The following is a 26118-nucleotide window of genomic DNA, read 5'->3' as shown; positions in this document are numbered from 1 at the left end:
TTACTCGAGCTAACGCTCATCGTGGTGAGTGGTGAGTGGTGAGGGGGCTCTTGATCGGGCTTTGCTCTGGCTTTGGCTTTTGATTTTTTGCCCCTTCGGCAGGCCGAGCGGAGGTGTTCATCAGGGGGTAGGCGCGTAGCGCCGTGCGGCGAAGCCGCATACATCGAGAGGAGGTGCAGCGAAGCAAACCGGAGGCGATGCCCCCTGATGGACACCGTAGCGAGGGAACACTGAGCCTCAGCGAAGTGCCGTACGCCGGGGCAAAAGCCTTTTGCTTACTTTTCGGCGTTTGGAAAAGTGAGTCGCTGTAAGAGCGAAACCACCAGCGGCAGCACCCGAAGCAACGGATATGCTCTCGTTCCCAAACTCCACGAACCATTGACCCATCCCCACACCCTGCGTAGCCTTGCGCTTTCGAGGTTCTTCGGCCCACGCCGAAGCTAAGAAGGGAACGCGGTCCAAGCCGCGGCTGCCCCCGCAACTGTGAACGGTGCTGTTCGCTGCCACGCCACTGCCAGCTCAATCCAGAGCCAGCGGGAAGGCGCAGTAAACGCCGGGCCAAGGCCTGAACACCGTCAGCCAGGAGACCTGCCTCGTCACAGATTCTCACTTTCAACCGGGCGGGGTGATCCGGTGGCGAACTCTCCAGGCACGCACCCGCGTTGCCGGTCTCGTCCCGTATGCCCGCCACCTTGCCAAAGGGCACCCGATGAAAACACTGGCCAAACTCCCCGTCACCATCGTCACCGGTTTCCTCGGCTCGGGTAAAACCACCTTGCTGCGGCACATGCTCGACAACGCTCAGGGCCGCCGAATCGCGGTGATCGTCAACGAGTTTGGCGAGCTGGGCATCGACGGTGAAATCCTCAAGCAGTGCACCATCGGCTGCACCGAAGAAGAAGCCACCGGCCGCGTCTACGAACTGGCCAACGGCTGCCTGTGCTGCACGGTTCAGGAAGAGTTCTTTCCAGTGATGCGCGAACTGGTGGCCCGTCGCGGTGACCTCGACCACATCCTCATCGAAACTTCGGGCCTGGCTCTGCCAAAACCGCTGGTGCAAGCCTTCCAGTGGCCGGAAATCCGCAGCGCCTGCACCGTTGACGCGGTGATCACCGTGGTCGACAGCCCGGCCGTGGCCGCCGGCACCTTCGCCGCGTTCCCGGATCAGGTCGACGCCCAGCGCAAGCTTGATCCGAACCTGGACCACGAATCGCCGCTGCACGAGCTGTTCGCCGACCAACTGGCCAGCGCCGACCTGGTAATCCTCAACAAGGCCGACCAGACCAGCCCTGAAGACCTCGCTCGCGTACGCCTGGAAGTCGCCGAAGAGCTGCCGCCAGCGGTGAAAATCATCGAAGCCAGCAACGGCCGTCTGCCGCTGGACGTGCTGATCGGCCTCGGTGCCGGTTCCGAAGAGCACATCGACAGTCGCCACAGCCATCACGATCACCACCACGGTGAAGGCGATGACGATCATGACGACCACGATCATGACGCCTTCGACTCGATCTCCATCGAACTGCCGCAAGCCGACGAAAGCCTGTTGCTCGATGCGCTGACGCAACTGGTGGTTCAGCACGGCATCCTGCGGGTCAAAGGCTTCGCGGCGATCCCGAACAAGCCGATGCGCCTGCTGATCCAGGGCGTGGGCACGCGTTTCGACAAGCATTTCGACCGTCAATGGGGCGCCGATGAGGCACGTGTGACGCGTCTGGTGTTGATCGGCCAGGAACTGGACGCGGCCAAGCTCGAAGCGCAATTGCGCGCCGCGCTCAGCGTTTAAGCCATGCACCTGCTCAGGACCCAGCCCGGCGGTTTCGTGTCGGATGACAACATTGCCGACCTAGGACAAACCCCCGCCGAGCTGGTGATCCTGTGCAGCGGCGACTCCAGCCTTGCGCTGCTCGCCGAAGCCGCGCAGCAGCTGCCCGAGGATTATCCGAGCGTGCGGCTGGCCAACCCGATGCAGGTGCAGAACCATGCGTCGGTCGACCTGTACGTCGATGAAGTGCTGCGTCATGCCAAGGTCATTCTGATTTCGCTGCACGGCGGCATCGCTTATTGGCGATATGGCGTCGAGCGGCTGGTCGAGTTGTCCGAGCGTGGCGTGCAGGTGATTCTGGTGCCGGGCGATGATCGTCCCGACCCGGAACTCAGCGACTTGAGCACCGTCGGCGCCGAGGATCGTGACCGGCTCTGGCAGTTCCTGCGTCAGGGCGGCATGGGCAATGCGCTGGATTTCTTCCGCTGTCTGGCCAATCGCTGGCTGGCGCGGGATTACGTGTGGGGCGAGCCGCAAACGCTGCCGCGCACGGCGATTTACCACCCAAACAAAAACACCGCCGCATTGAGCGACTGGCAAGCCGATTGGCTGCCCGGTCATCCGGTCGCGGCGGTGTTGTTTTACCGCTCGCATTTGCAAGCGGCGAACACGGCGTTTATCGACGTGTTCTGCCAACGGTTGCAGGCTGCCGGACTCAATCCGCTACCGATCGCCGTAGCCAGTTTGAAAGAGCCCGGTTGCCTGTCGGTGGTCGAGGACTGGCTGGATGAGGTCGAGGCTGGGGTGATTCTGAACACCACCGGTTTCGCCCAGTCCAGCCCGGAAGCGCCACATCTGCGGCCGTTCCGTCGCAACATTCCGGTGATCCAGGCGATCTGCGCCCAGGACAACGAGCCAGGTTGGCGTGACAGCGAGCAGGGCCTCGGCCCTCGGGATCTGGCGATGCACATCGCCTTGCCGGAGCTGGACGGCCGGATCATCAGCCGACCGATCAGCTTCAAGGATCTGGCCTGGCGCAGCGAGCGCAGTCAGTCCGATGTCGTGTGTTATCGGGCGCAGCCTGAACGCATGGATTTCGTCGCCGAACTGGCGCGGCGCTGGGTCGATCTGGCGCGGGTGCCGAACGCTGAAAAGCGTATCGCGCTAATCCTCGCCAACTACCCGACCCGTGACGGGCGCATCGGCAATGGCGTCGGCCTCGACACGCCGGCTGCCGCGCTGAATATCCTGCGGGCATTGCAGGCAGAGGGTTATCCGCTGCCGGCCGAATTGCCGGACAGCGGAACCGAACTGATCCGGCAACTGCTCGGCGGCGTCAGCAACGATCTCGATACTCTGGATCAGCGCCCGTGCCAGCAAAGCCTGGCGATGAACGATTACCTGACGATGTTCAATGCACTGCCCGAAGCCAATCGCGCGGCGGTGCTGGAGCGTTGGGGTTCGCCGCAAAGCGACCCAATGTGCCGTGACGGGCGGATGATGATCGCCGGCCTGCGGTTTGGCCTGACCTTCGTCGGTATTCAGCCGGCGCGGGGATATCAGGTCGACCCGAGCGCGGTGTATCACGATCCGGATCTGGTGCCGCCGCACGCGTACCTCGCGTTCTATTTCTGGCTGCGCCAGACCTACGGCGCCCACGGCGTGATCCACGTTGGCAAGCATGGCAACCTCGAATGGCTGCCGGGCAAAGGCGTGGGGCTGTCGGAGAACTGCTGGCCGGACGCGCTGCTCGGGCCGCTGCCGAATATCTATCCGTTCATCGTCAACGACCCGGGCGAGGGCGCCCAGGCCAAGCGTCGCACCCAGGCCGTGATCATCGACCATTTGATGCCGCCGTTGACCCGCGCCGAAACTTACGGCCCGTTGCGCAATCTCGAATTGCTGGCCGACGAGTATTACGAAGCGCAATTGCTCGATCCGCGCCGCGCCCGGGAGTTGCAGCGCGACATTCTGCAACTGGTGCGTGACACGCAGATCGATCGCGAACTGCAACTCGACGAAGCCCTCGACAGCGACGCTGATGCGGCGATCTGGCTGCCGCGTCTGGACACTTATCTGTGTGATCTGAAGGAGTCGCAGATCCGCGATGGTCTGCACATTTTTGGCGAGTCGCCAAGCGGACGGCTGCGCATCGACACCTTGCTGGCGCTGCTGCGGATTCCCCGTGGCGATGGCAAAGGTGCGCAGTCGAGCCTGTTGCGGGCGTTGGCGAAGGCGTTTCAGTTGGGTTTCGATCCGCTGGATTGCGTGCTTGCTGAGCCTTGGACTGGCGCGCGTCCAAAGGAACTAATGTTGGTCAGCGATGAAGTCTGGCGCACGGCGGGGGATGCCCGTGAACGCCTTGAGCTGTTCGCGGCGCAATTGATCGAGCAGTCACTGGCGGGTGATGTGGCGCAACTGGACGCTTCTGGCTGGTCAGATGTGCAGGCGATCGTCAGTGCCCTGCGCGAAGTGATCGCCCCACGTCTGGACGCCTGCGGCCCGGCCGAAATGCAAGGTCTGCTCGACGCTCTGAGCGGTCGCTTTGTCCCGGCCGGCCCAAGCGGTGCACCGAGTCGCGGTCGCCTCGATGTATTGCCCACCGGGCGCAATTTCTATTCGGTGGACGTGCGCAACCTGCCGACCACCACCGCGTGGCGGATCGGTTTCCAGTCCGCAACCCTGATTCTCGAACGACACCTGCAGGATCACGGCGACCATCTACGCCAGCTCGGTTTGTCGGTCTGGGGCACGGCGACCATGCGCACCGGCGGTGACGACATCGCCCAGGCCATGGCGCTGATGGGCGTGCGTCCTGTGTGGGCGACGGGCAGTCAGCGCGTCGATGACTTTGAGATTCTGCCGCTGAGTCTGCTCGACCGGCCTCGGGTCGATGTCACGCTGCGGGTCTCCGGATTTTTCCGCGACGCGTTCGCCAATCTGATTCGTCTGTTCGACGCTGCCGTGCAAGCCGTGGCGGAGCTGGACGAACCGGACGACCTCAATCCGCTGGCCGCCAAAGTGCGTGCCGAACGCGAGGCCTTGCGGCAGTCAGGGCTGGACGAAGAGGCTGCCCGGCGTCAGGCCGGCTGGCGGATTTTCGGTGCCAAACCCGGCGCTTATGGCGCGGGCGTGCAGGGCGCCATTGACGGTCGCCTGTGGCAGAGCCGCGAGGATCTGGCCGAGGTCTATCTGAACTGGGGCGCCTACGCTTACGGCGGTTCCGATGAAGGCACCGCCGCCCGCGAGCAATTCGTCCAGCGCCTGAGCCAGGTGCAGGCCGTGCTGCAAAACCAGGACAACCGCGAGCATGACTTGCTCGATTCCAACGACTACTACCAGTTCCAGGGCGGCATGCTCGCGGCCGTCGAAACCTTGCGCGGCGAAGCGGCGGCCAGTTATCACGGCGATCACAGTCAGCCGGATTTGCCGAAGATCCGCACCCTGAAAGAAGAGCTGAACCGGGTGATCCGTTCCCGGGCGGCGAATCCGAAATGGATCGACGGCGTCAAACGCCACGGCTATAAAGGCGCGTTCGAACTGGCGGCAACCATCGACAATTTGTTTGCCTTCGATGCCACCACGCAGTTGATCGACGATCACCAGTACGCGTTGCTGGCCGACGCCTATCTGCTGGACCCGGCGACCCGCGAGTTCGTGCGCGAGCATAATCCCCACGCGCTGCGCGACATGACCGAGCGCATGCTCGAAGCGCAGCAGCGCGGGATGTGGCAGGAGCCGGGCGCGTACCGCGAAGCGCTGGAAAACCTGTTGTTGGATATAGAAGAAGAGAGCTGAACATGACCGATACCCCACATTTTCCGCTCTCTGCGGTGGTCGGCGCCGACGATCTGAAGCTGGCGCTGTACCTGACCGCCATCGACCCGAAGATCGGCGGCGTGCTGATCGAAGGCCCACGCGGCATGGCCAAGTCGACCCTGGCCCGGGGCCTGGCGGATTTGCTGGCCAGCGGTCAGTTCGTCACCTTGCCATTGGGTGCGACTGAAGAGCGGCTGGTCGGTACGCTGGATCTGGACGCGGCACTCAGCGACGGTCGCGCGCAGTTTTCCCCCGGCGTACTGGCCAAGGCTGACGGCGGCGTACTGTATGTCGATGAAGTGAACCTGTTGCCGGATCATCTGGTGGATCTGCTGCTCGATGTGGCAGCCAGTGGCACCAACCTGATCGAGCGCGACGGCATTTCCCATCGTCATTCGGCGAAGTTCGTGCTGATCGGCACGATGAATCCGGAAGAGGGCGAATTGCGCCCGCAACTGCTCGATCGCTTTGGTCTGAATGTCGCACTGACTGGTCACACGGTGCCGGTTGAACGCGGGCAGATCATTCGCCGGCGACTGGATTTCGACAGCGATCCGCAGGCCTTCTGCGGGCAGTGGGAAGTCGAGCAACAAGCCCTGCGTGAGCGCTGTGAAAACGCCCGCAATGCCTTGGCGAATATTCCCCTCGATGATGAAGCGTTGGCGCAGATTACCGAGCGTTGCTTTGCGGCCGGTGTCGATGGCCTGCGTGCCGATCTGGTCTGGCTGCGTGCGGCGCGGGCTCATGCGGCGTGGCGTGGCGCCGAAGGCATCGCCGAGCAGGACATCGATGCCGTGGCTGAATTTGCACTGCATCATCGCCGGCGCGAACAGTCGCCATCCCATACGCAGCAACCGGCGCAAGCGCCGTCCGGCACCCAGACGGCGCCGAGTGAAGGGCAGGGGCAGTGGGGCGAAATGCCGGCGCCGGCACTCGCCACCGGCACGCGTCGCGAAGTACCTGTCTGGCCAAAAAAGCCGTAGGCATTCGCCCCCGATCCGACGCGGGGGCGAATGCCAGACCCCGCGCCGGACACCTCGATAACGGTCGCCAGGGCAAACGTCACGCCGCTCGCAGTGGCTCGGTGAACTGGCCGGGAACATTGCTCAATGGCCGCCCGAAAGTGCGCTCGGATCTGCTGTTTCAACTACGCACCCGTACGCCTCATGAACTGTGGCTGGTGATCGTCGACGCCTCGGCCTCGACCCGTCGTCATCAAGCGTTGAGCGATGCCAAGGGTGTGCTCGCGCAATTGTTCGATGACGCCTACCGACAACGGGCGCGTCTCGCCTTGCTGACCGCCAGTGGAGCAGCGCCGAAATGGCAGGTGCAGGGTTTGAAAGCTTCCAGCGGATTGCGTGCGTGGCTCGAGGATTTGGGCGCGGGCGGTGGCACGCCATTGCTGGCGGCGCTGACTGAGGCTGAACACTGGCTGACCGTGCGTCGCAAGCGATTCCCCGCCGAGCAACAGCATCTGTTGGTGCTCACCGATGGACGCTTGAAAGAATGGTCAGGGTTGCCGGTGCTGGCTTGTCCGGGCCTGCTGATCGATATCGAACGCGGGCCGATCCGGTTGGGCCGGGCCAGGCAGTTGGCGACTGCACTGGAAGCGGATTACCGTCATATTGACGATCTATTGTCGATCTGAGGTCTATGCTGCAACCAGCCCATCTCACAAGGAGTGAATCATGCGCGTACTGGTTGCCAATCCTCAGGACGATTTTCGCGTAAAGGCTTACGCCGGCACCAACGGCGTGCTGCTGGCGATGGACCTCGCCGAACCCCGCCGCAAAGGCCTGCTGGGGTTTGCCATCGAGAAGCAGCAGGGCGACAAACCCTGGCAGTTCCTGTTCAACAGCCTGACCTTTCCCGGCAAGGCTCACACCTTCCCGCAGTTTCACGCCACACCGAGTGACATCGCGCCCCTGCAGAAATTTCGCTGGGCCGATTACGCGGTCTATCCCGGCACAACCCTGCATTACCGCGTGCACCTGGCCTACGGCACTGCCGATGCGCCGGTGCTCGGGGAGTCGCTGGAACTGAGCATTACCTCGGATGACGGTCACCCGGCCAATCAGAGCGTGATCTTCAACCGCGCCGTGGCCGCCAGTCAGGCGTTCCAGCGCAAGTTTCCCGATCTCGACGCGCAGATCAGCGCCAACAAGAACATGCCCATCGAAGCCTGGCCCGACGCTGCACGGCAATGGCTGGAAAACGGCCTGCTTGGGCGCTTGCAAGGGTTTATCGAGCGCGCCGTCGACGGGCAATGGGCGTTGGACATCGCGATCTACGAATATCAACTTCAAGCCATCATCGACACGGTGAACGCCGCATTCGATCGCGGTGTGCAGGTGCGGGTGCTGTATCACGCCAAGCCCGGTGACGAAGACACCACGATGAACGAGGCCAGCCTCGCCAAATTGCCGGACACCAGCAAACGCGGCCGGGTGACCCACGATATTTTCCATGACAAGTTCATCGTTCTCAGCCACATGGCCGGTGGGGAGCGGCAGCCGCAGGCCGTGCTGTGCGGCAGCACCAATTTCACCGCCAACGGCGTGTATCGTCAGGCCAACGTGGTGCATGTGCTGGACGACACGGCCATCGCAGCCAGCTATCTGCAGACGTTCGAGCAGGTCTGGGCGACGCCGGCGGACGTCGGTGCCACCCGTGACTGGATCACCCAGCACAACCCCATGAACCCGGCGCAACCGCTGTTTGCCGGGTTCTCGCCGCGCAGTGGCGGTGCCGATCTGCGGGCGTTCGTCGACATCATCAATGCGGCGAAGAAGGACGTGCTATTCGTCACGGCATTTACCTTGCCCGACGCGATTCTCAACGCGCTGCTCGGCCAGCCCCACGACGACATCCTGCGTTACGGCCTGCAGAACACCGTGAGTCGCATCACCGGATTCCACGCCGACCGCACGGCCGAGTTCGCTGCCACCGCGCTGCTCAACACCGGGCTGGAAGGCTGGCTGAAAGAGAACATGAAAGGCCAGAAGGGCAACCTGCTGGTGCACACCAAAGCGATCGTCACCGACTTCACCAGTGACAACCCGACCATCATCAGCGGCAGCCACAATCTCAGCGCAGCGGCCAGCAACGGCAACGACGAGAACTTCCTGATCATTCGTGGCGACACCGAACTGGCGGACCGTTATGGCCTGGAACTGTTGCGGTTCTACGAGCATTACCGCTTCCGCTATTTCGCGAAAAAACTGGCGCTGAAGCAGGTGCAGCCGCTGGCGGCGGATGACAGCTGGACCAACGACTATTACGTCGAAGGGGATTTGCGCCAGCTGTCTCGTCTGCGGTTTGCCGGGCGATAGAGAGCACGAGCGGGACTTATACATTTCTAGAAGGTGTTTTCAGGTAGCAGGTACGGGCGGAGGTCGAAAATGGATGACCAGAGCAAGAATTCGACGAGGTCGAACGAAGACGCAGCAAAGCGTGAAGAGAACTCGAAGAGGCCTGACGAGAATTCGGCAGGACACCCGCGTTTCAAGAGCGAAATGGACTATTTGGCGGGGCAATATGCGAGGCACGGCGTCCGACCTGAAAGCATAGTTCGTCCTCAAGAAGCCAAGCAAAAGGTGCATAAAGAGTCTGAGAGAGGGGCAAGTAAAACCAACGAACCATTTGAGAGTCACCGACCGGATCCACTTCAGGTCCCTCTGGATTCACCGGAGGTGATGCCAGTCGTGAAACCGGGTGAGGGAGACGGACCCAAACCCACGGCGACGACCTCCATTGCGATCGCTCAGAACGACGATCCGTGGGCATCTGATCTGGATGATCGTCTTGGGGCAAACGATGAGGCAAAGGCCTTTGCACGCCTGGCCGTCGCCAAGGATTTCACACCGCCTCTGGCAGTCGGACTGTTTGGCAATTGGGGTAGTGGCAAGTCGTTTTTCATGCGGCTCATCTATCAGCACATCGAGCGTCTGATCAAGGGAGAGCCGAGCCCTCAAGCTCCCGAAGCCGGTTCCAAGGCATTCCATACGGATGTCGTGCAGATTCGATTCAATGCGTGGCACTACGCAGAAACCAATCTTTGGGCGAGTCTGGTCAGCCATTTGTTCATTGAGCTGGATCGCTGGTACACGAAGTACAATCCTGAAGTGCGCGATCCTTTGCTCGAGCATTTATCAACTTCCCGGATGTTGACGCTGGATGCTGCCAAGGAGCTGGTTCGTCGCCGCCGTGACCAGCGTGCTGCAGCCGAGCAACTGCTCAAGGCTCGTAAAGAACTGGAGGATGCTCACGCAAAAACTGTTTCTTCGCCCTCGGTCTACCTTGCAACTTTGAGCAAAATACTGAGTGGCGAGAGTACAGATGAGAAAATTGAAACTGCAAAAGCCGATATGAAGAACGCCGCCAGGGTACTTGGGATCGACACATTGGCCGTGAACGTAAAAGACTTTCAAGAAGTATCCAATGCCCTGCGTAACGAAACCGAAAAGGCAAAATTACTCGCCAGCGGTTACAAGTCTCAATTGCTGAGTTGGTGGAGCGTGGGCGCCTTCGTCGGGTTCGTGTTTGCATTGCCATGGATCGCAACAGGACTGACTTCGCTAAAAAACCATGTTCCTGCGCTGGGTAACCTGCATGAAGATTTGATTCTGTTGAGTGTCGCAGTGACGGCTGTCACTGCGCGCCTGCGTTTCGTCTGGGGCAAGGTTCGCGACGCATTGAAAAAGCTGGAGTCGGGAAAGAGGGTACTGGATGAGGTCATCGACCGTCGCCTTGACAAGGAGTTAGAGATAGTTGAGGTGGCAAGCCAAGAGCTGGCCAGGATGAATGCATCCGTCGATGAAGCCAAGGCTTTGGTGCAAGTCACCAGCGAACAATTGGCGCATGCGACACACGATTTTTCTCAGGGGACTGGTGCCGGGCGCTTGAAGAAATTTGTTCGTGCTCGTGCGACTGACGGTGACTATGCGCAACACCTTGGATTGATTGCCACAGTACGCAAGGACTTCGAAGAGCTGGCCTTCAATGTGGCCGAAGCGGGCAGTCTTCGTGAGTCTGTCGAGGCAGAGCGAGAGGCATTCGTGGCGAAGATGGAGGCTTTTCTGGAAGCCAACAGCGGGCTGCTGGAGGACGGTGACATTGAGAGGTTGCGCGCCGCAGCAACACAACCACCTGCTGACGTTCGATCATTCAAACGTATTGCACTGTACATCGACGATCTGGATCGTTGCCCACCGGATAAGGTCGTCGAAGTATTGCAGGCCGTGCATTTGCTGCTGACGTTTCCGTTGTTTGTGGTGATGGTTGCGGTGGATGTGCGTTGGGTGCGCAAGGCATTGCTTGAGCATTACCCGAATCTGATGACGGGAAATGAAGGGCAATCCCAGACAGCCTCGGTGTCTGATTATCTGGAGAAAATCTTCCAGATACCCTATTGGATGCGGCCAATGGACAGTGCATCAAGTGAGCAGTTTTTGCAGAGTCAGTTGGAAAGAATAAAAGGTGCCGACTTGGTGGATGGCCCTCTCCCCGCACCGGTTGACGATCTCACGGTCAAGCTCGTCAACGTTGAAGGTGTTACGCCTGAACTTATGCGTCTCACCTACGGCGAGACGCAAGCGCTGCAAAAACTGGCGCGGTTCATGGGGGCATCGCCTCGACGCGCGCTGCGATTCCTGAATGTCTATCGCTTGATTAAAGTCAGCCTCAAGCCCGATGATCTAAAGGTTTTGGAGGATAGGGAGTACAGTGCACTGCTCACACTTTTGGCGGTTGCAATGGCGACCCCAATATGTTTTTCGAACTTGCTGCGCTCCGTTAATGCGATGTCAGACAGCTTTGAGATGACAGCGATCAAAACACTGATCGCGACCAGTCAAGACGAAAAGAATATGGTCGAGTACAGCCGGCTTGACGAAATATTGAAGATTTATGATGGCTTGGTCTCGAAGCAGCAGGGCGGAGCAAGCCACCGGGTAAAAAATTACACAGCAATTATCCAGCGCTACTCGTTTGATGGCTGACACACAGTGTGTCAGCCATCAACGGCCATCACGCAATGCGGTGTATATCCATCGCCTGGCGGTACTGCCGGGTGCGGCGACTGAGGTACAAGCGGTCGCGGATCAGCGCCCAGAGTGCTGACACTTCGGGATGTGGCTGGCGACCCCGGCTCAGGCGCACCATCTGGAAGCGCACGACCGCCATGTTCGCCAGCGCGGCCAGCGGTTTGCGTTTCCAGCGGATCGGCGGTAGTTGCGGCTGACTGTGGCGGCCTTCGCGCCAGTGTTTGACCAGGCTCGGCTCAATGGCCATCGCCGTGGCGATGCCGGCCATTGCGAGGCCGCTGTCGAGCACCTGCTCGACCACGGGCAGGCGACGGATACCGCCGGTGACCATCACCGGCATGCGCGCCACGCTGGCCAGTTCGCTGGCCATCTCCAGAAAGAATGCCTCACGGGCCAGGGTGCGCCCGTCGCGGGCTTCGCCTTGCATCGCCGGCGCTTCGTAGCTACCACCGGACAGTTCCAGCAGGTCAATCGGCTGTTCGTTGAGCCATTCGATCACCTGACGGGCGTCGTCCGTGTCGAAACCGCCGCGCTGGAAGTCCGCCGAATTGAGCTTCACTGCTACGCAAAACTGTGGCGACACCGCCTGACGCACAGCCTCGATCACCGACAGCAGCAGGCGTGCACGGTTTTCCAGCGAACCACCCCAGCGATCGGTACGACGATTGGTCAGCGGCGAAAGAAACTGGCTGAGCAGATAACCGTGGGCGGCGTGGATCTGTATGCCGGTGAACCCGGCCTTCTCGGCAAGCGCGGCGCTCTTGGCAAAACGTTGAATCACATCCTCGATGTCGTCCTCGGTCATCGGTTTGGGCTCGGCGAACAGTTTCGAGAACGAACCCATGTCCAGGGCCACCGCTGACGGCGCCAGTGCTTGCTGGCCCATATTGGCGAAGGTCTGACGGCCGGGATGGTTGAGCTGCACCCAGACCTGTGCGCCGCCACTGCGGGCGATTTCGGCCCATTGGCGGAAACGGTCCAGATGCCGTTCGTCTTCGAGCACCACGCCGCCGGGGCCGGTCATGGCGCGGCGGTCGATCATCACGTTACCGGTCAGCAGCAGCCCGGCACCGCCGTCGGCCCAGGCCTGATACAAGCGGAACAATTCACGGGACGGTGCCTGGTCACGATCCGCGAGATTTTCTTCCATGGCGGCTTTGGCGATACGGTTGCCGACGGTCTGGCCGTTGGGCAGATTCAAAATCTGGAAGGGCGACATTGCTTGACTCCTCATCAGTGATGGAGAGAGGCTAAGCTTAAAGTTAACTTTAATGTCAAGCAGGCAATTCGAGGTCGGAATGAAAATTGGTGAATTGGCGCAACAGAGCGGGCTGAGCGCTTCGAGCATTCGTTTCTACGAAGCCCAGGGCCTGATTCCCAAAGTGGAAAGGCTGGGCAATGGCTATCGGCGTTACCCGCCGCAAGTGCTGCAGACCCTCAATATCATTCGCTGCGCCCAGCAGGCCGGGTTTTCCCTTGAAGAACTCAAGCAGTTGCTGCCGGCTGCCGGAACCGGAGAGTTCAAGCACGATGAACTGGTGGAAGGCCTGACGCGCAAGGTCGAGCAGATCGAAGTCATGCAACAGCATCTGGCCCAGAGCAAGGCGCGGCTGCTGGAGGTGATCGACAGCATTCAATCCAAGCCCGAAGGCATGAGCTGCGGTGCGAATGCCGAACGGGTGCTGGCCTCGATCTACCCGGAATCCTGAAGCGACGGCGAAGGCGTACAGATTTTGAAATGATTTCCAGCTGTAGGAAAAGTCATCTGAGCCTGTACGCTTCAAGGCCTTTTTTCATTCAGGATATGCATGAACACCCTCTCGGAGCCTCCCAGTTCGACTCAAAGAACCACGTTCCCTTCGCGCCATGGCGCGGTCTTGACGCACTCGCAGCATCCAGTCTTCCGACTCCCGACTATCGTTGATGGCGCAGCCTTCGAGCTTTCGCGCCGCACTTTGCCGTGTCCGGCAGCCTGAATTCACTCAAGAGAGATAGAGACAGATTATGGAATGGTTAGCGGATCCCACGGCATGGCTGGGCTTGTTGACACTGATCGTGCTGGAACTGGTGCTGGGTATCGACAACCTGGTGTTCATCGCGATCCTGGCGGACAAACTGCCACCGCATCAGCGTGACCGTGCGCGAATCATCGGTTTGAGCCTGGCGCTGATCATGCGTCTTGGCCTGCTGGCGAGTATTTCCTGGCTGGTCACCCTCACGGCACCATTGTTCGAAGTGTTCGGCAAGAGTTTCTCCGGCCGCGACCTGATCATGCTGTTCGGTGGTGTGTTCCTGTTGTTCAAGGCGACCATGGAGTTGCACGAACGGCTGGAAGGCCATATCGGCGAGCGTTCGACCAACACGGCTTATGCGTTGTTCTGGCCGATCGTGGCGCAGATTGTCGTACTCGATGCGGTGTTCTCCCTCGATGCGGTGATTACTGCCGTGGGCATGGTCGATGAACTGGCGGTGATGATGATCGCTGTGATCGTGTCCATTGGTGTGATGATCGTTGCCAGCAAGCCGCTGACCCGCTTCGTCAACGCTCACCCGACGGTGATCATGCTGTGTCTGGGCTTCCTGATGATGATCGGTTTCGCCCTGACCGCCGAAGGCCTGGGCTTCCACATCCCGAAAGGTTATCTGTACGCCGCGATTGGTTTCTCGATCCTGATCGAGGTGTTCAACCAGATCGCCCGTGCTCGTCGCAAGCGCTCGATGCAGGGTTTGCGCCCGATGCGTGAGCGTACGGCCCACGCGGTGATGCGTTTGTTGGGCGGTCGCAAACTGGCGGTTGAAGAGGTGGGTGAGGAGATCTCCGACTTGCTGGACAATGGCGAGGCGCCAAGCGCGGAGCTGTTCGACCGACGTGAGCGAGTGATGATCAGCGGCGTGCTGCAACTGGCTGAACGGCCGATCCGCACCCTGATGACCGTGCGCGCCGATGTCGATCACATTGACCTCGCGGATGACGCGGGGGCAATTCGCACGCGATTGATGCATTCCTCCTACTCGCGCCTGCCGCTGATTCGCAACGGTGCGGTGGATGAACCCTTGGGCTTCGTTCACAAGAAGGAACTGCTGAAGGAGTATCTGGCCGGCAACGAGCCAAACCTCGAACACCTGGCGCGCAAGACGCTGAACCTGCTCGACAGCTATTCGATCCTCAATGCATTGGAGCAGATGCGTGCAGCATCGACCCATATCGCGTTTGTAGTAAACGAATTCGGTGATTTTGTCGGCGTGCTGACCATGACCGATATTCTCGAATCGATCGCCGGCGAGTTGCCGGACGCCAGCGAAATCGCTGGCCCGGACGTGGTCGAAGAGCAGGGCGGGTTTGTGGTGAACGGCGCGTTGAATCTGACGCGGATTCGTCAGCGCACCGGCTTCACCGCCGAGCCGACCGAGGATTACCAGACGCTTGCCGGGTTGGTGATGAGCCTGCTGGATCGGTTGCCGATGAAAGGTGATCGCCTGGTACACGACGGTTGGGGCATGACCGTGATGGCGGTCGAGGAGCGGCGGGTGACGCGGGTGTTGCTGGTGCGTGAGGCCTGATGGCCTCACTGATGAAAGGTGTACCGGTCTTTTCCGGTGTGCTTTGACTCATACAACGCTTCATCAGCCTTGATCAGGGCTTGGTTGAGGGTGTCACCATCTTCGACCCGGGCCACGCCGATGCTGATGGTCACCGGGTACCGGGTGGTTTGCTCACGCACCACCCGGCACAGCTCACCGGCCAATGCCTCGACGTCGTCGCGGCGTACGCCGGCCAGATAAATCGCAAACTCCTCGCCACCCAGTCGCGCGTACTCGAACGGCGCCATCACCGCTTTGATGTCTGTCGCGATCCGCTTGAGCACTTCATCGCCGATGTCGTGGCCGTACACATCATTCACTTTCTTGAAGTTGTCGATGTCGATCATCGCCAGGAAATGGTCCTGCTCGCGGGGCACCGCTTGCAGGCTCTTTTCGGCGCGGGTCATGAACGAGCGGCGGTTGGGGATTTCAGTCAGGGTGTCGTTGTAGGCCTGATCCAGCAACAGCTTGGACATGATGTAGTTGTAGAGCTTGGTCTCGCGCAGTTTGAGGAACGTGTAGATCGTCAGCGCACAGAGAAACACGCTGTAGCAGATGGTCATCACCCCTTTGAGTTCCAGCAGGCCGATACCGGTGCCCATGAACGGGTTGAGTATCAGCCAGGTGATGACCTGCGCACCGAAGAACGACCAGCGACTGAGTGGCAACACTGAGGCACTGTACAGCGTGGTGGCCGCAGCGAGCACCAGCCAGATTCCATGGAATGTCGGCGGCAGGCCATCAATCACGAGCCTGATGCCCAGAGTAATGACGAACACAAAGGTCAGGTTCAGCCAGTCAAAGTGGCGGGCCTTGCGCGTGAACATCAGCACCACGGCGAGCACCGCAAACGCGGCGATGAAGATCATCGAACGCCAGGTGAAACCCTGATCGCCGAGGAAACTGACGATCAGGTCGAAGGCCAGCCAGATGCCCATGCTGGCCAGATAGATCAGCAGGCAGAACGAGTGCAGCCTCTCGAACTCATGCTGGATGAACTCGTCCCACAGCTCGGCGGGCGCGGTTCGCTTCAGGACTTCGTCTTCAATGGTTTTGTACATTGCTGCCCGGATGCTTGCGCTGGTTGTCGAGAATCACCTGTCCCCACGGTCGATAGCGCAGGGAAAACACTGCACTCTGATGACAGCCGGTAGAGGTGGCATCAGGGGTTGCCGGCTCCGCGCGGAACGACTCGCCTTCGCGACTGACCTGGCGGAACGCTTCACGCACGATTGCCACGGAGCAGGGCAGTGCACTGGCATAACCGTTGCGCACCAGCACTGGCAGGCGCCCGGTGCCTGCGCCGTCCTGCCACCAGACTTGCGCACCGGCCGCTGTAAGATCCCCCAGCCATTGGGCGTTGACTGTCGGAGCAAGCTTGCCGGCACTGAAGGCGCTGACATGCAGCGGTGCATCCAGTTTTGCCGCGAAATCCTTCAGCTGACGCTGGAGCGTTGCCCGTCGATCAGCCGCCAGAAAGTGCAAGTCATCCAGCTCCAGTGGCAGATACCAACCGCTGACCGGCAGTTTCCATTCCTGGCGCAACTTCTGTTGTTGCGCCAGCGATTGACCCAGTTGCGCCTGCCAGTAGGCACCGAGACCGGCGCTGTCCAGTTCGTCGATGCGCTTGTAATACGCCGGGTCCATCGACAGCCCGAGCACCAGTTGCAGACCTTGTTGTTCGGCAAGTTTCAGGCTGTTGGCGAGCCAGCCATTGGCACCACCGAAATCCGAGTCGCCATACGCGGTCCACTGCACGATCACCGTTCGCGTGCCTTGTCTGGCGGTGTCCTGCCAGACTTTCTGCCATTGCGCCTGCGTCAGGCCGGCGTCGACATTCAGCGGCTGATAGAACACCCGCTCATCGGCCCGGGCGAGCGTGGCGCCCATCAACAGGCAGAAAAACAACATCCATCGAGCCATCAGAAATTCCACTCCACGCCCAGCAGCACACCGTTGCCGCCTTCATACAGATTGCCGCCCAGGGACTGTTGATATTCGGTGCGTACCGTCAGTTTCGACCGGTAGGCGTTGTAGCGATCTTCGTCGTACCACCACTGCCAGCGCAGACCCACGCCAGTACGCAGATCCTGGCGCCAATCGTTGCTCGGGTCCTGGCTGGCAAATTCGAGGAAGCCGTAAGGCATGATTGTCTGAGCACCGCTGTTTGGCAGCTTCCAGGCATGCCCCTGCTGGAACCGCGACAGCCATTGATGATCGCCGGCCTTGGTCCACCAGGCGGCGTCGAGGTAGAGGAAACGCTCATCCCAATCGTTTTCATCGACGCGCCAGTCGTTGCGGTACTTGCCCTGATCGAGGAACGAGGCAGTCGCGCGCAGCAGATAGTCGGTGGTGGTGTGGCCGTCCTGGCGGTGATCGTTGACCTGATCCAGCAACTTTTCCGGCACCAGCATCTGGCCGAGGCTCAGGCTGTGGTTGTCGTCATCGTTGAACTGGCTCTGTTTGTAGATCTCACCGTAGAAGTTGATGTTCTGCGTGCCCCACGGCTTGTAGCGCAGGCCGACACCGGCAGCGAGGGATTCAGCGTAACTGGAGCGACCCTGGCCACCGAGCAGCACCCGACCGTACACCGACAGCGTGCTGCCGGCGCGGCTCGGTTCGTCGCCGAGGGCGTGGTCCCACATCGCCAGTTGCACGTTTTGCGAGTCGGCGCGGCGGCGCGAACCTTTGCTCTCGTCCGGTCGCACGAAGTCATTCGTCGATACCCCGGCCGGTGACCAGGTGCTGGCAATCGTCCGGCTGTCGCGGCGGGAGAGGGTTTCATGGGCGCGGCGCTGACGGTAACGCCGCGCTTCCATGCTGCCATCCTCGTCGTCGGCAGCCACCGGGTTCTGTTCCAGATCAATCACCCGACGCAGTTCCTTGCGGGCAGAGGCGCTGTCTTCCGCTTCGTCATAACGCCAGGCCAGGGTTTCACCCAGTCGATAGTCCTCGGGGAAATCACGGGTGGCCTGTTGCAGATAGGGGATTGCGGTGGCGCGCTCCTCGCGGGTTTCGGCACCGGCCAGACGCATGCCGTAGTCGGCGCGGTAACGTGGGTTGTTCGGGTCGCGGCGTACCGCTTCGGCCAGCCATGCGGTACTTTGTGGCAGGTCGCCGGCCTTTTGCGCAGTGACCGACGCCGCGTAGAAATGCCCGGCGTCCGGTGCTTGTTGCAAGGCTTTACGCTGACGTTCAAGTGCCTGGACATGATCGCCACGAGCGTCGGCGATTGCCGCGCCGAGGGCCCATTCGTTGGCGCCGCGGGTGGTGCTTTGCTGCCAGTAGCGTTCGGCTGTCTGGCTGTCACCGGCATTCAGCGCGCTGCGGCTCGCGGTGAGGCGCGCGTTGTCGCTCAGTTCCGCTGCCGGGAGGCTGCGCCAGATGGCCAGTGCGCCGGCCGAATCACCAGCGGCTTCCAGGGCGTACGCCAACGGCAGACGACTGCCGCGGTCGCCGAGTTTTTCCGCTTGCTGGTAATAGACGACAGCCTCGCCCGGCCGATCCGGCATCGCGCAACGCCCCAGTGCCCGGTAATCGCCGGCAGCCTTTGGATGGCTGCCGATGGCTTGCTGAACCGCGTCGCACTGACCGTTTTCCGCGAGTTGCGCGAGTAATTGACCACGGGTGGCGCCATCCACATGGGTGAGCAATGAAGCCATTCGCCGTTGCTGTTCCGGTGTCGTGGTTTTCGAAGCCGCATAAAGTCCGGCCAGACGTTGCAGTGCAGTGGCCGGCAAGCGCCCTTGATGGCGGTCATACGCCGTTTCAAGCAACTGCTGCGCATGCTCACGATCGCCGCTGTTCACCGCCAGATAAGTGGCCTGATTCAGCGAAGCCAGATTGCCGGTCTGCCGGTAATGCAGCTCCCACAGGGTTTGTGCTTCGGTCATTCGGCCCATGCGTTGCGACAATTCCGCCCGACGCTTGACCACATCGGCGGTCTGCGTCTGACCCGCCAGCCAGGCGTCGACCTTGTCATTGCGCCCCTGTTCCTGCCAGACACCCAGCAACTGCTCCTGACGGCGACTGTCCCACGGCTGCGGCAGTCGGGTGGTCTGCAGCAGGTCGGTGGCTTGCAGGCGTTGGGCGAGTATCAGCCAGGTTTGCGGGTCGTCGTCAGGCGTGCAACCACGAAATTGCTTGAGCGCTGCTTCCGGGTCCTGGCGTGACAACCATTCAGCGGTTTCCAGGCACGGCCGTTGCAGATCGTTGCTCAAGCGCTGCACGGTCGGCACGTCTTCGGTCTTGCGTGCCAGCTCCCACAGGCGCTGACGTTGCGTGGGATCGGCCAGATCGGAGTCCGGCAACGACTGAATCCAGCGTTGCGCCTGTTGTTCGTGACCCATGGCAATGGCGCGGTCGACCATTGCGAGGCGGACCTTGCGTGCGGCCTCCGGAGTCGGTGCCTGTTGCAGCAGTTGTTGCAGCGGTTTTTCGTCGAGGCGCTGTACATAAGCATTGGCCAGACGTTGCCAGCCTTCGGCACCCAGCTGTTTACGGGCGGCGAGCGGTGCGAGCTGATCGATGGTGCCGCTCCAGTCGCGCAATTGCTCCGACCAGTTGGCCCGTGCCAGACGCAGGATATTGTCATCGCCCTTGGGCGACAGCTGTGCCAGCCAGTCGTGAGCCTTGGCCGCGCCGCCGAACTTGGCGAGACTCAGACTGTAGGCCTGCCACAGACGCACGCGATCATTCAGGCTGCTGGTGGCCATCCAGCGTTCAACCTGAGTGCTGGTGGGTGGATCCTGTTCGATCCAGGTCAGGCGCAGGTCGAGGAGGGCGTCGCTGTTGTCCGGCAGCGCCTGCATGGCGTCCTTGTAGCGGCGTTGTTTGGCCAGCGACTCAACCAGCAGCGCTCGGGCCTCGTCGTTTTTCGGGACCTTTTCCAGCAAGTGGCGCATCAGTCGTTCGACTTCTTTCCAGTTGCCCTTTTTCGCCTCGCGATAACTTCGGTCCATGTAGGGATAGCTGCGAAATTGTTCGAAGTCGCTAAGCGGCGCGGCCTGTAGCGGATACGCGGTGCTCAGGCCCAGCAGCAGACTGCCCATCAGCAGGGTGTGACGATGCCCAGGCTTCATGCGACCTCCCGAACAATGCGGTAGGCGGCTTGCTGTTCGCTGGCCTGATCGGCGAGGGCTTGTTCCAGGACTTCCTGGGTGATCATGCCGCGGGAAATCAGATGCTCCCCGAGTGACATGTTTTCCGCATCGAAATCGATCAACGCCTGATTGAACAAGGTTGGCGGCACCATACCGCGAACCTGCAGCAGATTGCCCAGCAGCACCTGATGGCGGCTGACCCGCTCCAGCAAGGCTTCATCGTCCTGATGGCGCTCAAGTACTTCGAGCATATGACGCACTTCCTCATTCTGGCGGGGGCTGGCGTACCAGTAACGAATCCCCAGCGTAACGCGGCCCTGGGGTGCCAGACGGCTACGCACCGGGCGTTTCAATTGACGGCTGATCGCGCCGAGCGAGACCTGGCTGACCGGGCCTTCGGAGGCCAGAATCAGGGTGTCGCCTTCTTCGGCCACCGGCAGCACGCCGTAGTGCGATGCGACCCGGCGTGGCACGGCATCGATCAGGCGCTTGTCGAGCTTGAACGGGTTGAGTGGCGCCCACTCCAGGTCAAGCTGTTCGGCAAGTGTTTGAACCAGCTGAGTGCTGTCGATGTACTCACGCAGCAGCAGTTCGCGACCCAGTCGACGACGTACCGGACTGGTGATCGCCGCTTCCAGTTGTTCTTCGGTCAGCAGGCCTTTTTCCACCAGTCGATGGCCGAGTGGGGTGCGTTGTGCCTTGGTCAGTGCCGGGAATTCGTGGGTCGTTTTGTCCCAGGCCACACGCCGTGAGTCGCCCATCTCCATCACCTGGCGCAGGGCGCGCAGGTTGGCGAAGAAGTTGACGAAGTTGCTCCACATCATGCGCGGCGCCGACAACAGACCTTCGACCAGCCCGTAGTAGCGAGTGACAAACCAGCCACGCTGGAACAGGCGGTTGAACAGCATCAAACCGTTGAGCCACAGCAGCACCGACAGCAACGAGCTGTCGGCGAGGATCGAGGGATAGCGCCATGACTCTGGGGCAATCACCGTGATGGCCCACATCGCCAGCAGCACCAGGAACAGCAGGTTGACCAGAAAGCTCAGCAGGTAGGCGATCAGTCCGCGACGGTCACGCCACAGGAAATAATTGAGCAGGCCTTTGCGGCTCCAGCCGAGGTTCTTGGTGCCCTGAAACACGATGCCGACAATCCAGCGTGATTTCTGCCGGATCGCGTGTTGCAAGTCGCGGGGAAAGTGCTCGCGTACGCAGATCACCTGGGAAAATTCGCGATTCATCCCGAACACCCACGGTTGCTCCAGCGCCAGTTTCGGATCGCTGACCGAATAGCGGGCGAAGATGCATTTCATGCCTTTCTGCTTCAGGCGGAAACCGATGTCGTAGTCCTCGGTGAGACTCTGCACATCGAAAGCAATACCGTCGCCGTCCTCCAGCAGCGCGCTGATGGCCTTACGGCTGAAGCAGGTGCCGACGCCGGCGCTGGGCACCTGGCCGGTGAGGGCTTCGCGGACGATGACGTCCTTGCCGTGGTTCTCGGCGAACTCATCGACGTAGTGCCCGGCGGTGAAGCCTTTCCATTCCGGTGCGTAGGGGTAGACCGGAATCTGGATCAGGTCCTTGTTCGGCAGCAGGTAGTTGTAGAGGCGCAACTCCATCGGCGAAATCACGTCTTCGGCATCGTGCAGGATGAAGCCGGCGAACTGGATCTTCGCTTCGCTCTCGAAACGCAGGATCGCATCGATGATGTTGTTCAGGCAGTCGGCCTTGCTGGTGGGGCCCGGTCGGGCGCAGACCACTTTGTGCACGTTGGGGTAGTGCTGGCAGACCGCATCGACGTCGGCCTGGGTTTCGGCGTCGTTGGGGTAGGTGCCGACGAAAATCTGATAGTTCTCATAATCGATGGTCGAGGCAGCCAGCCGCGCCATCTCGCCGACCACGCCGACTTCGTTCCACGCCGGCACCATGATCGCCAGCGGCTTCTCGGGAATCGAATACAGGCGTTCCTCGTCAGCGCGCTTGAATTTCTCGTAGATCCGCCAGCGCCGAATTAACTTGCGGCTCCAGTACACCAGATCGATGAACAGGTCATCGAGGCCGAGGATGAACATCAGCAGGGCGAGGAGGATCGCCACATACTTCAGACCAAACAGCACATACGCAAAAAAATCGACCCAGCCCAGGCTCATACCCCGTTACCCGCCGTCGAGCGTGTGCTCAGCCAGGCGTGGAGGCGTTTGGCGATACGTTCGCTGGCGTGACCGTCACCGTATGGGCTGTGGACGCGGCTCATGCGTTTGTAGGTCGCTTCGTCATCGAGCAACTGGCTGGCTTCCTTGACGATCTTTGCGGTGTCGGTGCCCACCAGCAGCACGGTGCCGCCCTCAAGCACGGAGGGGCGTTCGGTGACGTCACGCAATACCAGCAGCGGCTTGCCGATGGCCGGTGCTTCCTCCTGGACGCCGCCGGAGTCGGTCAGGATGAAGTGCGCACGGCCCATCAGCCAGACGAAGTTCGGGTAATCCTGAGGGGCGACCAGATAGATGTTGGGTTTGTCGGCGAGCATGCCGTACACCGCGCTCTGCACCTGCGGATTGAGGTGAACCGGGTAGACGAATTGCACGTCCGGGTAACGCAGGGCGAGATCGGCCAGGGCCTGGCAGATGTTCTGGAAACCGTCGCCAAGGTTTTCCCGGCGATGGCCCGTGATCAACACCATGCGACGGCTGTCGTCGAGCACCGCCAGAGGTGAATCGGCAGCCGGGCGCCAGTTGCTCTGTTGCTGGTTCGTGCGCATCCACAGCAGCGCATCGATGACGGTATTGCCGGTGATTTCGATGTTGTCCTGCGGCACGCCTTCACGCAGCAGATTCGCTTCGGCTTTGCCGGTCGGCGGGAAGTGCAGGTCGGCGATCACGCCGGTCAGACGTCGGTTGGCTTCTTCAGGCCAGGGAGCGCGCAGGTTGCCGGTGCGCAAACCAGCTTCGACGTGGCCGATGGGCAGCTGGCGATTGAACGCGGCGAGGGCAGCGATGAAGCTGGTGGTGGTGTCGCCGTGTACCAGCACGATGTCCGGTTTGACCCGTTCGTAGGCCTGGTCGAGTTGTGCAAGCAGATGTTGCGACAGACCGTTGAGCGTCTGGCCCTGGGTCATCACTTGCAGGTCTTCATCGACCGTCAGTTCGAACGCGTCGAGTACCTGTTTGAGCATCTCCCGATGCTGGCCGGTCGAGCAGATGTTGAGTTTGATGTCGGGCCACTGACGCAGAACCCGAGCCAGCGGGGCCATTTTGATGGCCTCCGGGCGAGTACCGAAAACCATCATGACGTTAAAGGACATTGACCCCTCCTGGGACGAAGCAAGGCCGTGGCCGGATAGCCAGCAGCACCTATCTCTTTCTGAGAAATAAAGAAAAGCAGCCGGATGGGAGCTTGTCCAATCCGGCCTTGAGGCTAGTTGTTACAGATCAATTGGAACGAAAGTGCCATATCTGATGGCTCTTAGGTGGCACTTTCAGGAAAAGTTCCATCGTTTTGCGCGGGGGATGGTGCAGAGGGTACGCAGGGTGTGGCGAAGCCAGCTCAGGTCATGGACCGATTTGCGCAGCGCAGCGGGGTGTCTGGTTTTGCCGAGGAACTGGGTGAAGTCTTGCAGAAGCGATTCATCCGCTCCGATGCCTTTCAGTTTTTTGAGCAGTACGCCTTCCTTGTAGAACAACACCGTCGGCGTACCCGTGACATCAGGATGTCGACACGACTGTGCGGTATCGACCATGAAGACATCCATCCAGGGCCGGAAGGGCTTGGCGACTTCGAGAAAAACGGGGCCGGAGAACACGCAGGCACCGCAGTGCTCGTTGAAGAAGTACAGGACGACAAGGCGCCTGGCTTTCAAGACCTTCCGGTACGTCGGGGGCAACGCTGAATATCGAGTCGGCGCCGTCATCGGAGCCTCCTTTATTCGATGCACAAGGCGTCACGACGTTAAAGGAGCGGCGGTCGCTGTCGCAACTGTCAGAGTTGACAGGTGCCGAGCGCAATTTTTTGTGCGCCGCGCACCGATATGTGGCCCGAGTACCCGTCGCGTGTAGCCAACGGTAGCGCGGCGTCCCTGTCACTGCGCGTAACACCGTTCCGAGCGATTTTCGCATCCCTTTGATTCAGAACGCATTTCAATCCGTTGCGGATTCCTGGCGATTCCTGTGGCACACTTTCTGCTGTTCATTCCGTAGTAACAAACCGTGTTCCGGTATAACGGAATAAACAATCCTCTGGAGTGCTTGCCATGCATCGCCGACTTTCCTTGTTCAAAGCGTGTGTTTTTGTTCTTGCGGCTTCGTCCGCTGTCGTGGGTATGGCCCAGGCGGCCGACAGCAAGCTCGACAGCGTCCTGGCTCGTGGAAAACTGATCGTGGGGACCGGCAGCACCAACGCGCCGTGGCACTTCCAGGGCGCGGACGGCAAGTTGCAGGGCTTTGATATCGACATCGCCCGGATGGTGGCCAAGGGTCTGTTCAATGATCCGAGCAAGGTCGAGTTCGTGGTGCAGTCGTCCGATGCGCGGATTCCCAACCTGCTGACCGACAAGGTCGACATGAGCTGCCAGTTCATCACCGTCACCGCCAGCCGCGCGCAGCAAGTGGCGTTCACCCTGCCGTATTACCGCGAAGGCGTCGGCCTGCTGTTGCCGAACAACAGCAAGTACAAGGAAATCGAAGACCTGCAGGCCGCCGGCGACAGCGTGACCGTGGCGGTGCTGCAGAACGTGTACGCCGAGGAGCTGGTGCATCAGGCGCTGCCCAAGGCCAAGGTCGATCAATACGACAGCGTCGATCTGATGTATCAGGCGGTGAACTCGGGCCGTGCCGATGCCGCCGCCACCGACCAGTCTTCGGTCAAATACCTGATGGTGCAGAACCCCGGCCGCTACCGCAGCCCGACTTACGCCTGGAGCCCGCAGACCTATGCCTGCGCCGTCAAACGTGGCGATCAGGACTGGCTGAACTTCGTCAACACCACCCTGCATGAAGCCATGACCGGCGTTGAGTTCCCGACTTACGCCGCGTCCTTCAAGCAATGGTTCGGCGTTGATCTGCCATCGCCCGCCATCGGTTTCCCTGTCGAATTCAAATGATCCCGTGAGAGTGGGGCGCCCTGATGCGCCCCGCTCAAGGTACTGCCAACCATGAACTATCAGTTGAATTTTGCCGCCGTGTGGCGCGATTTCGACACCTTGCTGGCGGGGCTCGGTCTGGGCCTTGAGCTGGCGCTGGTGTCGATCGCCATCGGCTGCGTGATCGGCCTGTTGATGGCGTTTGCCTTGCTGTCGAAGCATCGCGCCTTGCGGGTGCTGGCATCGGTGTATGTGACGGTGATCCGTAACACGCCGATTCTGGTGTTGATTCTGTTGATCTACTTTGCGTTGCCGAGCCTGGGGATCCGGCTGGACAAGATCCCGTCGTTCATCATCACGCTGTCGCTGTATGCGGGGGCGTACCTGACCGAAGTGTTCCGGGGCGGCTTGTTGAGCATCCCCAAGGGTCAGCGTGAAGCGGGACTGGCCATCGGCCTGGGCGAGTGGCAGGTGAAGGCCTACGTCACCGTGCCGGTGATGTTGCGCAACGTGCTGCCGGCGCTGTCGAACAACTTCATTTCGCTGTTCAAGGACACCTCGCTGGCCGCCGCGATTGCGGTGCCGGAGCTGACCTACTACGCGCGCAAGATCAACGTCGAGAGCTACCGGGTGATCGAAACCTGGCTGGTGACCACGGCGTTGTATGTCGCGGCCTGTTACCTCATTGCCATGCTGCTGCGTTACCTCGAGCAGCGTCTGGCGATCCGCCGATAG

17 protein-coding genes and 1 riboswitch are annotated in these 26118 nt (G+C 60.8%); of the genes, 10 read left to right on the top strand and 7 right to left on the bottom strand.

Features of this window, described 5'->3' with window-relative positions; genetic code table 11:
- Positions 1 to 400 precede the first annotated feature (400 nt).
- Positions 401 to 610, top strand: a riboswitch (cobalamin riboswitch).
- Between the two features lie 99 nt (positions 611 to 709).
- The 6 genes from cobW to AC1RME_RS07160 all read left to right on the top strand — a co-directional run bounded on the left by cobW (position 710) and on the right by AC1RME_RS07160 (position 11580).
- Complete coding sequence (gene cobW, locus AC1RME_RS07185; RefSeq protein ID WP_096821605.1) at positions 710 to 1783, top strand: cobalamin biosynthesis protein CobW; 1074 nt, start codon at positions 710 to 712, stop codon at positions 1781 to 1783.
- Positions 1784 to 1786: 3 nt separating this feature from the next.
- Positions 1787 to 5560: a cobaltochelatase subunit CobN gene (gene cobN, locus AC1RME_RS07180; RefSeq protein ID WP_096821604.1), complete on the top strand. Its 3774-nt coding sequence runs from the start codon at positions 1787 to 1789 to the stop codon at positions 5558 to 5560.
- Positions 5561 to 5562: 2 nt separating this feature from the next.
- A complete protein-coding gene (locus AC1RME_RS07175; RefSeq protein ID WP_096821603.1) occupies positions 5563 to 6564 on the top strand; it encodes a magnesium chelatase ATPase subunit I in 1002 nt (333 codons plus the stop codon).
- Positions 6546 to 7229 (top strand): VWA domain-containing protein, encoded by a 684-nt coding sequence (locus AC1RME_RS07170; RefSeq protein WP_255261939.1) that lies wholly within the window; start codon positions 6546 to 6548, stop codon positions 7227 to 7229. The genes AC1RME_RS07175 and AC1RME_RS07170 overlap by 19 nt, the downstream gene beginning before the upstream one ends.
- Before the next feature lie 40 nt (positions 7230 to 7269).
- Positions 7270 to 8913 (top strand): phospholipase D-like domain-containing protein, encoded by a 1644-nt coding sequence (locus AC1RME_RS07165; protein ID WP_096821601.1) that lies wholly within the window; start codon positions 7270 to 7272, stop codon positions 8911 to 8913.
- Positions 8914 to 8982: 69 nt separating this feature from the next.
- Positions 8983 to 11580, top strand: a complete 2598-nt coding sequence (locus AC1RME_RS07160) for a P-loop NTPase fold protein (protein WP_096821600.1) — start codon at positions 8983 to 8985, stop codon at positions 11578 to 11580.
- A 28-nt stretch (positions 11581 to 11608) separates the two neighbouring features.
- Here AC1RME_RS07160 and AC1RME_RS07155 read toward each other — a convergent pair whose 3' ends face one another.
- Positions 11609 to 12844: an NADH:flavin oxidoreductase/NADH oxidase family protein gene (locus AC1RME_RS07155; protein WP_096821599.1), complete on the bottom strand. Its 1236-nt coding sequence runs from the start codon at positions 12842 to 12844 to the stop codon at positions 11609 to 11611.
- Positions 12845 to 12923: 79 nt separating this feature from the next.
- On the opposite strand from AC1RME_RS07155, the gene AC1RME_RS07150 reads away from it, so the two are divergent.
- Complete coding sequence (locus AC1RME_RS07150) at positions 12924 to 13334, top strand: MerR family transcriptional regulator (protein ID WP_096821598.1); 411 nt, start codon at positions 12924 to 12926, stop codon at positions 13332 to 13334.
- A 295-nt stretch (positions 13335 to 13629) separates the two neighbouring features.
- A complete protein-coding gene (locus AC1RME_RS07145) occupies positions 13630 to 15186 on the top strand; it encodes a TerC family protein (protein ID WP_096821597.1) in 1557 nt (518 codons plus the stop codon).
- A 5-nt stretch (positions 15187 to 15191) separates the two neighbouring features.
- Here the strand turns inward: AC1RME_RS07145 and AC1RME_RS07140 are convergent, their stop codons facing one another.
- The 6 genes from AC1RME_RS07140 to AC1RME_RS07115 form a co-directional block, all read right to left on the bottom strand.
- Positions 15192 to 16268, bottom strand: a complete 1077-nt coding sequence (locus AC1RME_RS07140) for a GGDEF domain-containing protein (RefSeq protein WP_096821596.1) — start codon at positions 16266 to 16268, stop codon at positions 15192 to 15194.
- Positions 16252 to 17130, bottom strand: a complete 879-nt coding sequence (locus AC1RME_RS07135; RefSeq protein WP_096821595.1) for a DUF4434 family protein — start codon at positions 17128 to 17130, stop codon at positions 16252 to 16254. Before AC1RME_RS07135 ends, AC1RME_RS07140 begins: the two co-directional genes overlap by 17 nt.
- Positions 17130 to 20288, bottom strand: a complete 3159-nt coding sequence (locus AC1RME_RS07130; protein ID WP_493090838.1) for an NfrA family protein — start codon at positions 20286 to 20288, stop codon at positions 17130 to 17132. The genes AC1RME_RS07135 and AC1RME_RS07130 overlap by 1 nt, the downstream gene beginning before the upstream one ends.
- A complete protein-coding gene (nfrB, locus tag AC1RME_RS07125) occupies positions 20285 to 22459 on the bottom strand; it encodes a cyclic di-3',5'-guanylate-activated glycosyltransferase NfrB (protein ID WP_096821593.1) in 2175 nt (724 codons plus the stop codon). Before nfrB ends, AC1RME_RS07130 begins: the two co-directional genes overlap by 4 nt.
- Positions 22456 to 23610, bottom strand: coding sequence for a non-hydrolyzing UDP-N-acetylglucosamine 2-epimerase (wecB, locus tag AC1RME_RS07120; protein WP_096821592.1), 1155 nt, complete (start codon positions 23608 to 23610; stop codon positions 22456 to 22458). Before wecB ends, nfrB begins: the two co-directional genes overlap by 4 nt.
- A 174-nt stretch (positions 23611 to 23784) precedes the next feature.
- Positions 23785 to 24216: a thioredoxin family protein gene (locus AC1RME_RS07115; RefSeq protein ID WP_096821591.1), complete on the bottom strand. Its 432-nt coding sequence runs from the start codon at positions 24214 to 24216 to the stop codon at positions 23785 to 23787.
- Positions 24217 to 24555: 339 nt separating this feature from the next.
- Here AC1RME_RS07115 and AC1RME_RS07110 point away from each other — a divergent pair, with 339 nt between their 5' ends.
- Positions 24556 to 25404, top strand: a complete 849-nt coding sequence (locus tag AC1RME_RS07110) for a transporter substrate-binding protein (protein ID WP_096821589.1) — start codon at positions 24556 to 24558, stop codon at positions 25402 to 25404.
- A gap of 51 nt (positions 25405 to 25455) precedes the next feature.
- Positions 25456 to 26118, top strand: coding sequence for an amino acid ABC transporter permease (locus AC1RME_RS07105; RefSeq protein ID WP_059405928.1), 663 nt, complete (start codon positions 25456 to 25458; stop codon positions 26116 to 26118).

The organism is Pseudomonas sp. GW822-FHT03F08 (genome assembly GCF_058801265.1).
The sequence above is the reverse complement of the archived record's forward strand: the minus strand, read 5'-3'. Positions and strand labels throughout refer to the sequence as shown.

Bases quoted from the DNA above. Each gene is read 5' to 3' on its own strand.
- cobW (WP_096821605.1), top strand. From the start codon at position 710: ATGAAAACACTGGCCAAACTCCCCGTCACCATCGTCACCGGTTTCCTC.
- cobN (WP_096821604.1), top strand. From the start codon at position 1,787: ATGCACCTGCTCAGGACCCAGCCCGGCGGTTTCGTGTCGGATGACAAC.
- AC1RME_RS07175 (WP_096821603.1), top strand. From the start codon at position 5,563: ATGACCGATACCCCACATTTTCCGCTCTCTGCGGTGGTCGGCGCCGAC.
- AC1RME_RS07165 (WP_096821601.1), top strand. From the start codon at position 7,270: ATGCGCGTACTGGTTGCCAATCCTCAGGACGATTTTCGCGTAAAGGCT.
- AC1RME_RS07160 (WP_096821600.1), top strand. From the start codon at position 8,983: ATGGATGACCAGAGCAAGAATTCGACGAGGTCGAACGAAGACGCAGCA.
- AC1RME_RS07155 (WP_096821599.1), bottom strand. From the start codon at position 12,844: ATGTCGCCCTTCCAGATTTTGAATCTGCCCAACGGCCAGACCGTCGGC.
- AC1RME_RS07150 (WP_096821598.1), top strand. From the start codon at position 12,924: ATGAAAATTGGTGAATTGGCGCAACAGAGCGGGCTGAGCGCTTCGAGC.
- AC1RME_RS07145 (WP_096821597.1), top strand. From the start codon at position 13,630: ATGGAATGGTTAGCGGATCCCACGGCATGGCTGGGCTTGTTGACACTG.
- AC1RME_RS07140 (WP_096821596.1), bottom strand. From the start codon at position 16,268: ATGTACAAAACCATTGAAGACGAAGTCCTGAAGCGAACCGCGCCCGCC.
- AC1RME_RS07135 (WP_096821595.1), bottom strand. From the start codon at position 17,130: ATGGCTCGATGGATGTTGTTTTTCTGCCTGTTGATGGGCGCCACGCTC.
- AC1RME_RS07130 (WP_493090838.1), bottom strand. From the start codon at position 20,288: ATGAAGCCTGGGCATCGTCACACCCTGCTGATGGGCAGTCTGCTGCTG.
- nfrB (WP_096821593.1), bottom strand. From the start codon at position 22,459: ATGAGCCTGGGCTGGGTCGATTTTTTTGCGTATGTGCTGTTTGGTCTG.
- wecB (WP_096821592.1), bottom strand. From the start codon at position 23,610: ATGTCCTTTAACGTCATGATGGTTTTCGGTACTCGCCCGGAGGCCATC.
- AC1RME_RS07115 (WP_096821591.1), bottom strand. From the start codon at position 24,216: ATGACGGCGCCGACTCGATATTCAGCGTTGCCCCCGACGTACCGGAAG.
- AC1RME_RS07110 (WP_096821589.1), top strand. From the start codon at position 24,556: ATGCATCGCCGACTTTCCTTGTTCAAAGCGTGTGTTTTTGTTCTTGCG.
- AC1RME_RS07105 (WP_059405928.1), top strand. From the start codon at position 25,456: ATGAACTATCAGTTGAATTTTGCCGCCGTGTGGCGCGATTTCGACACC.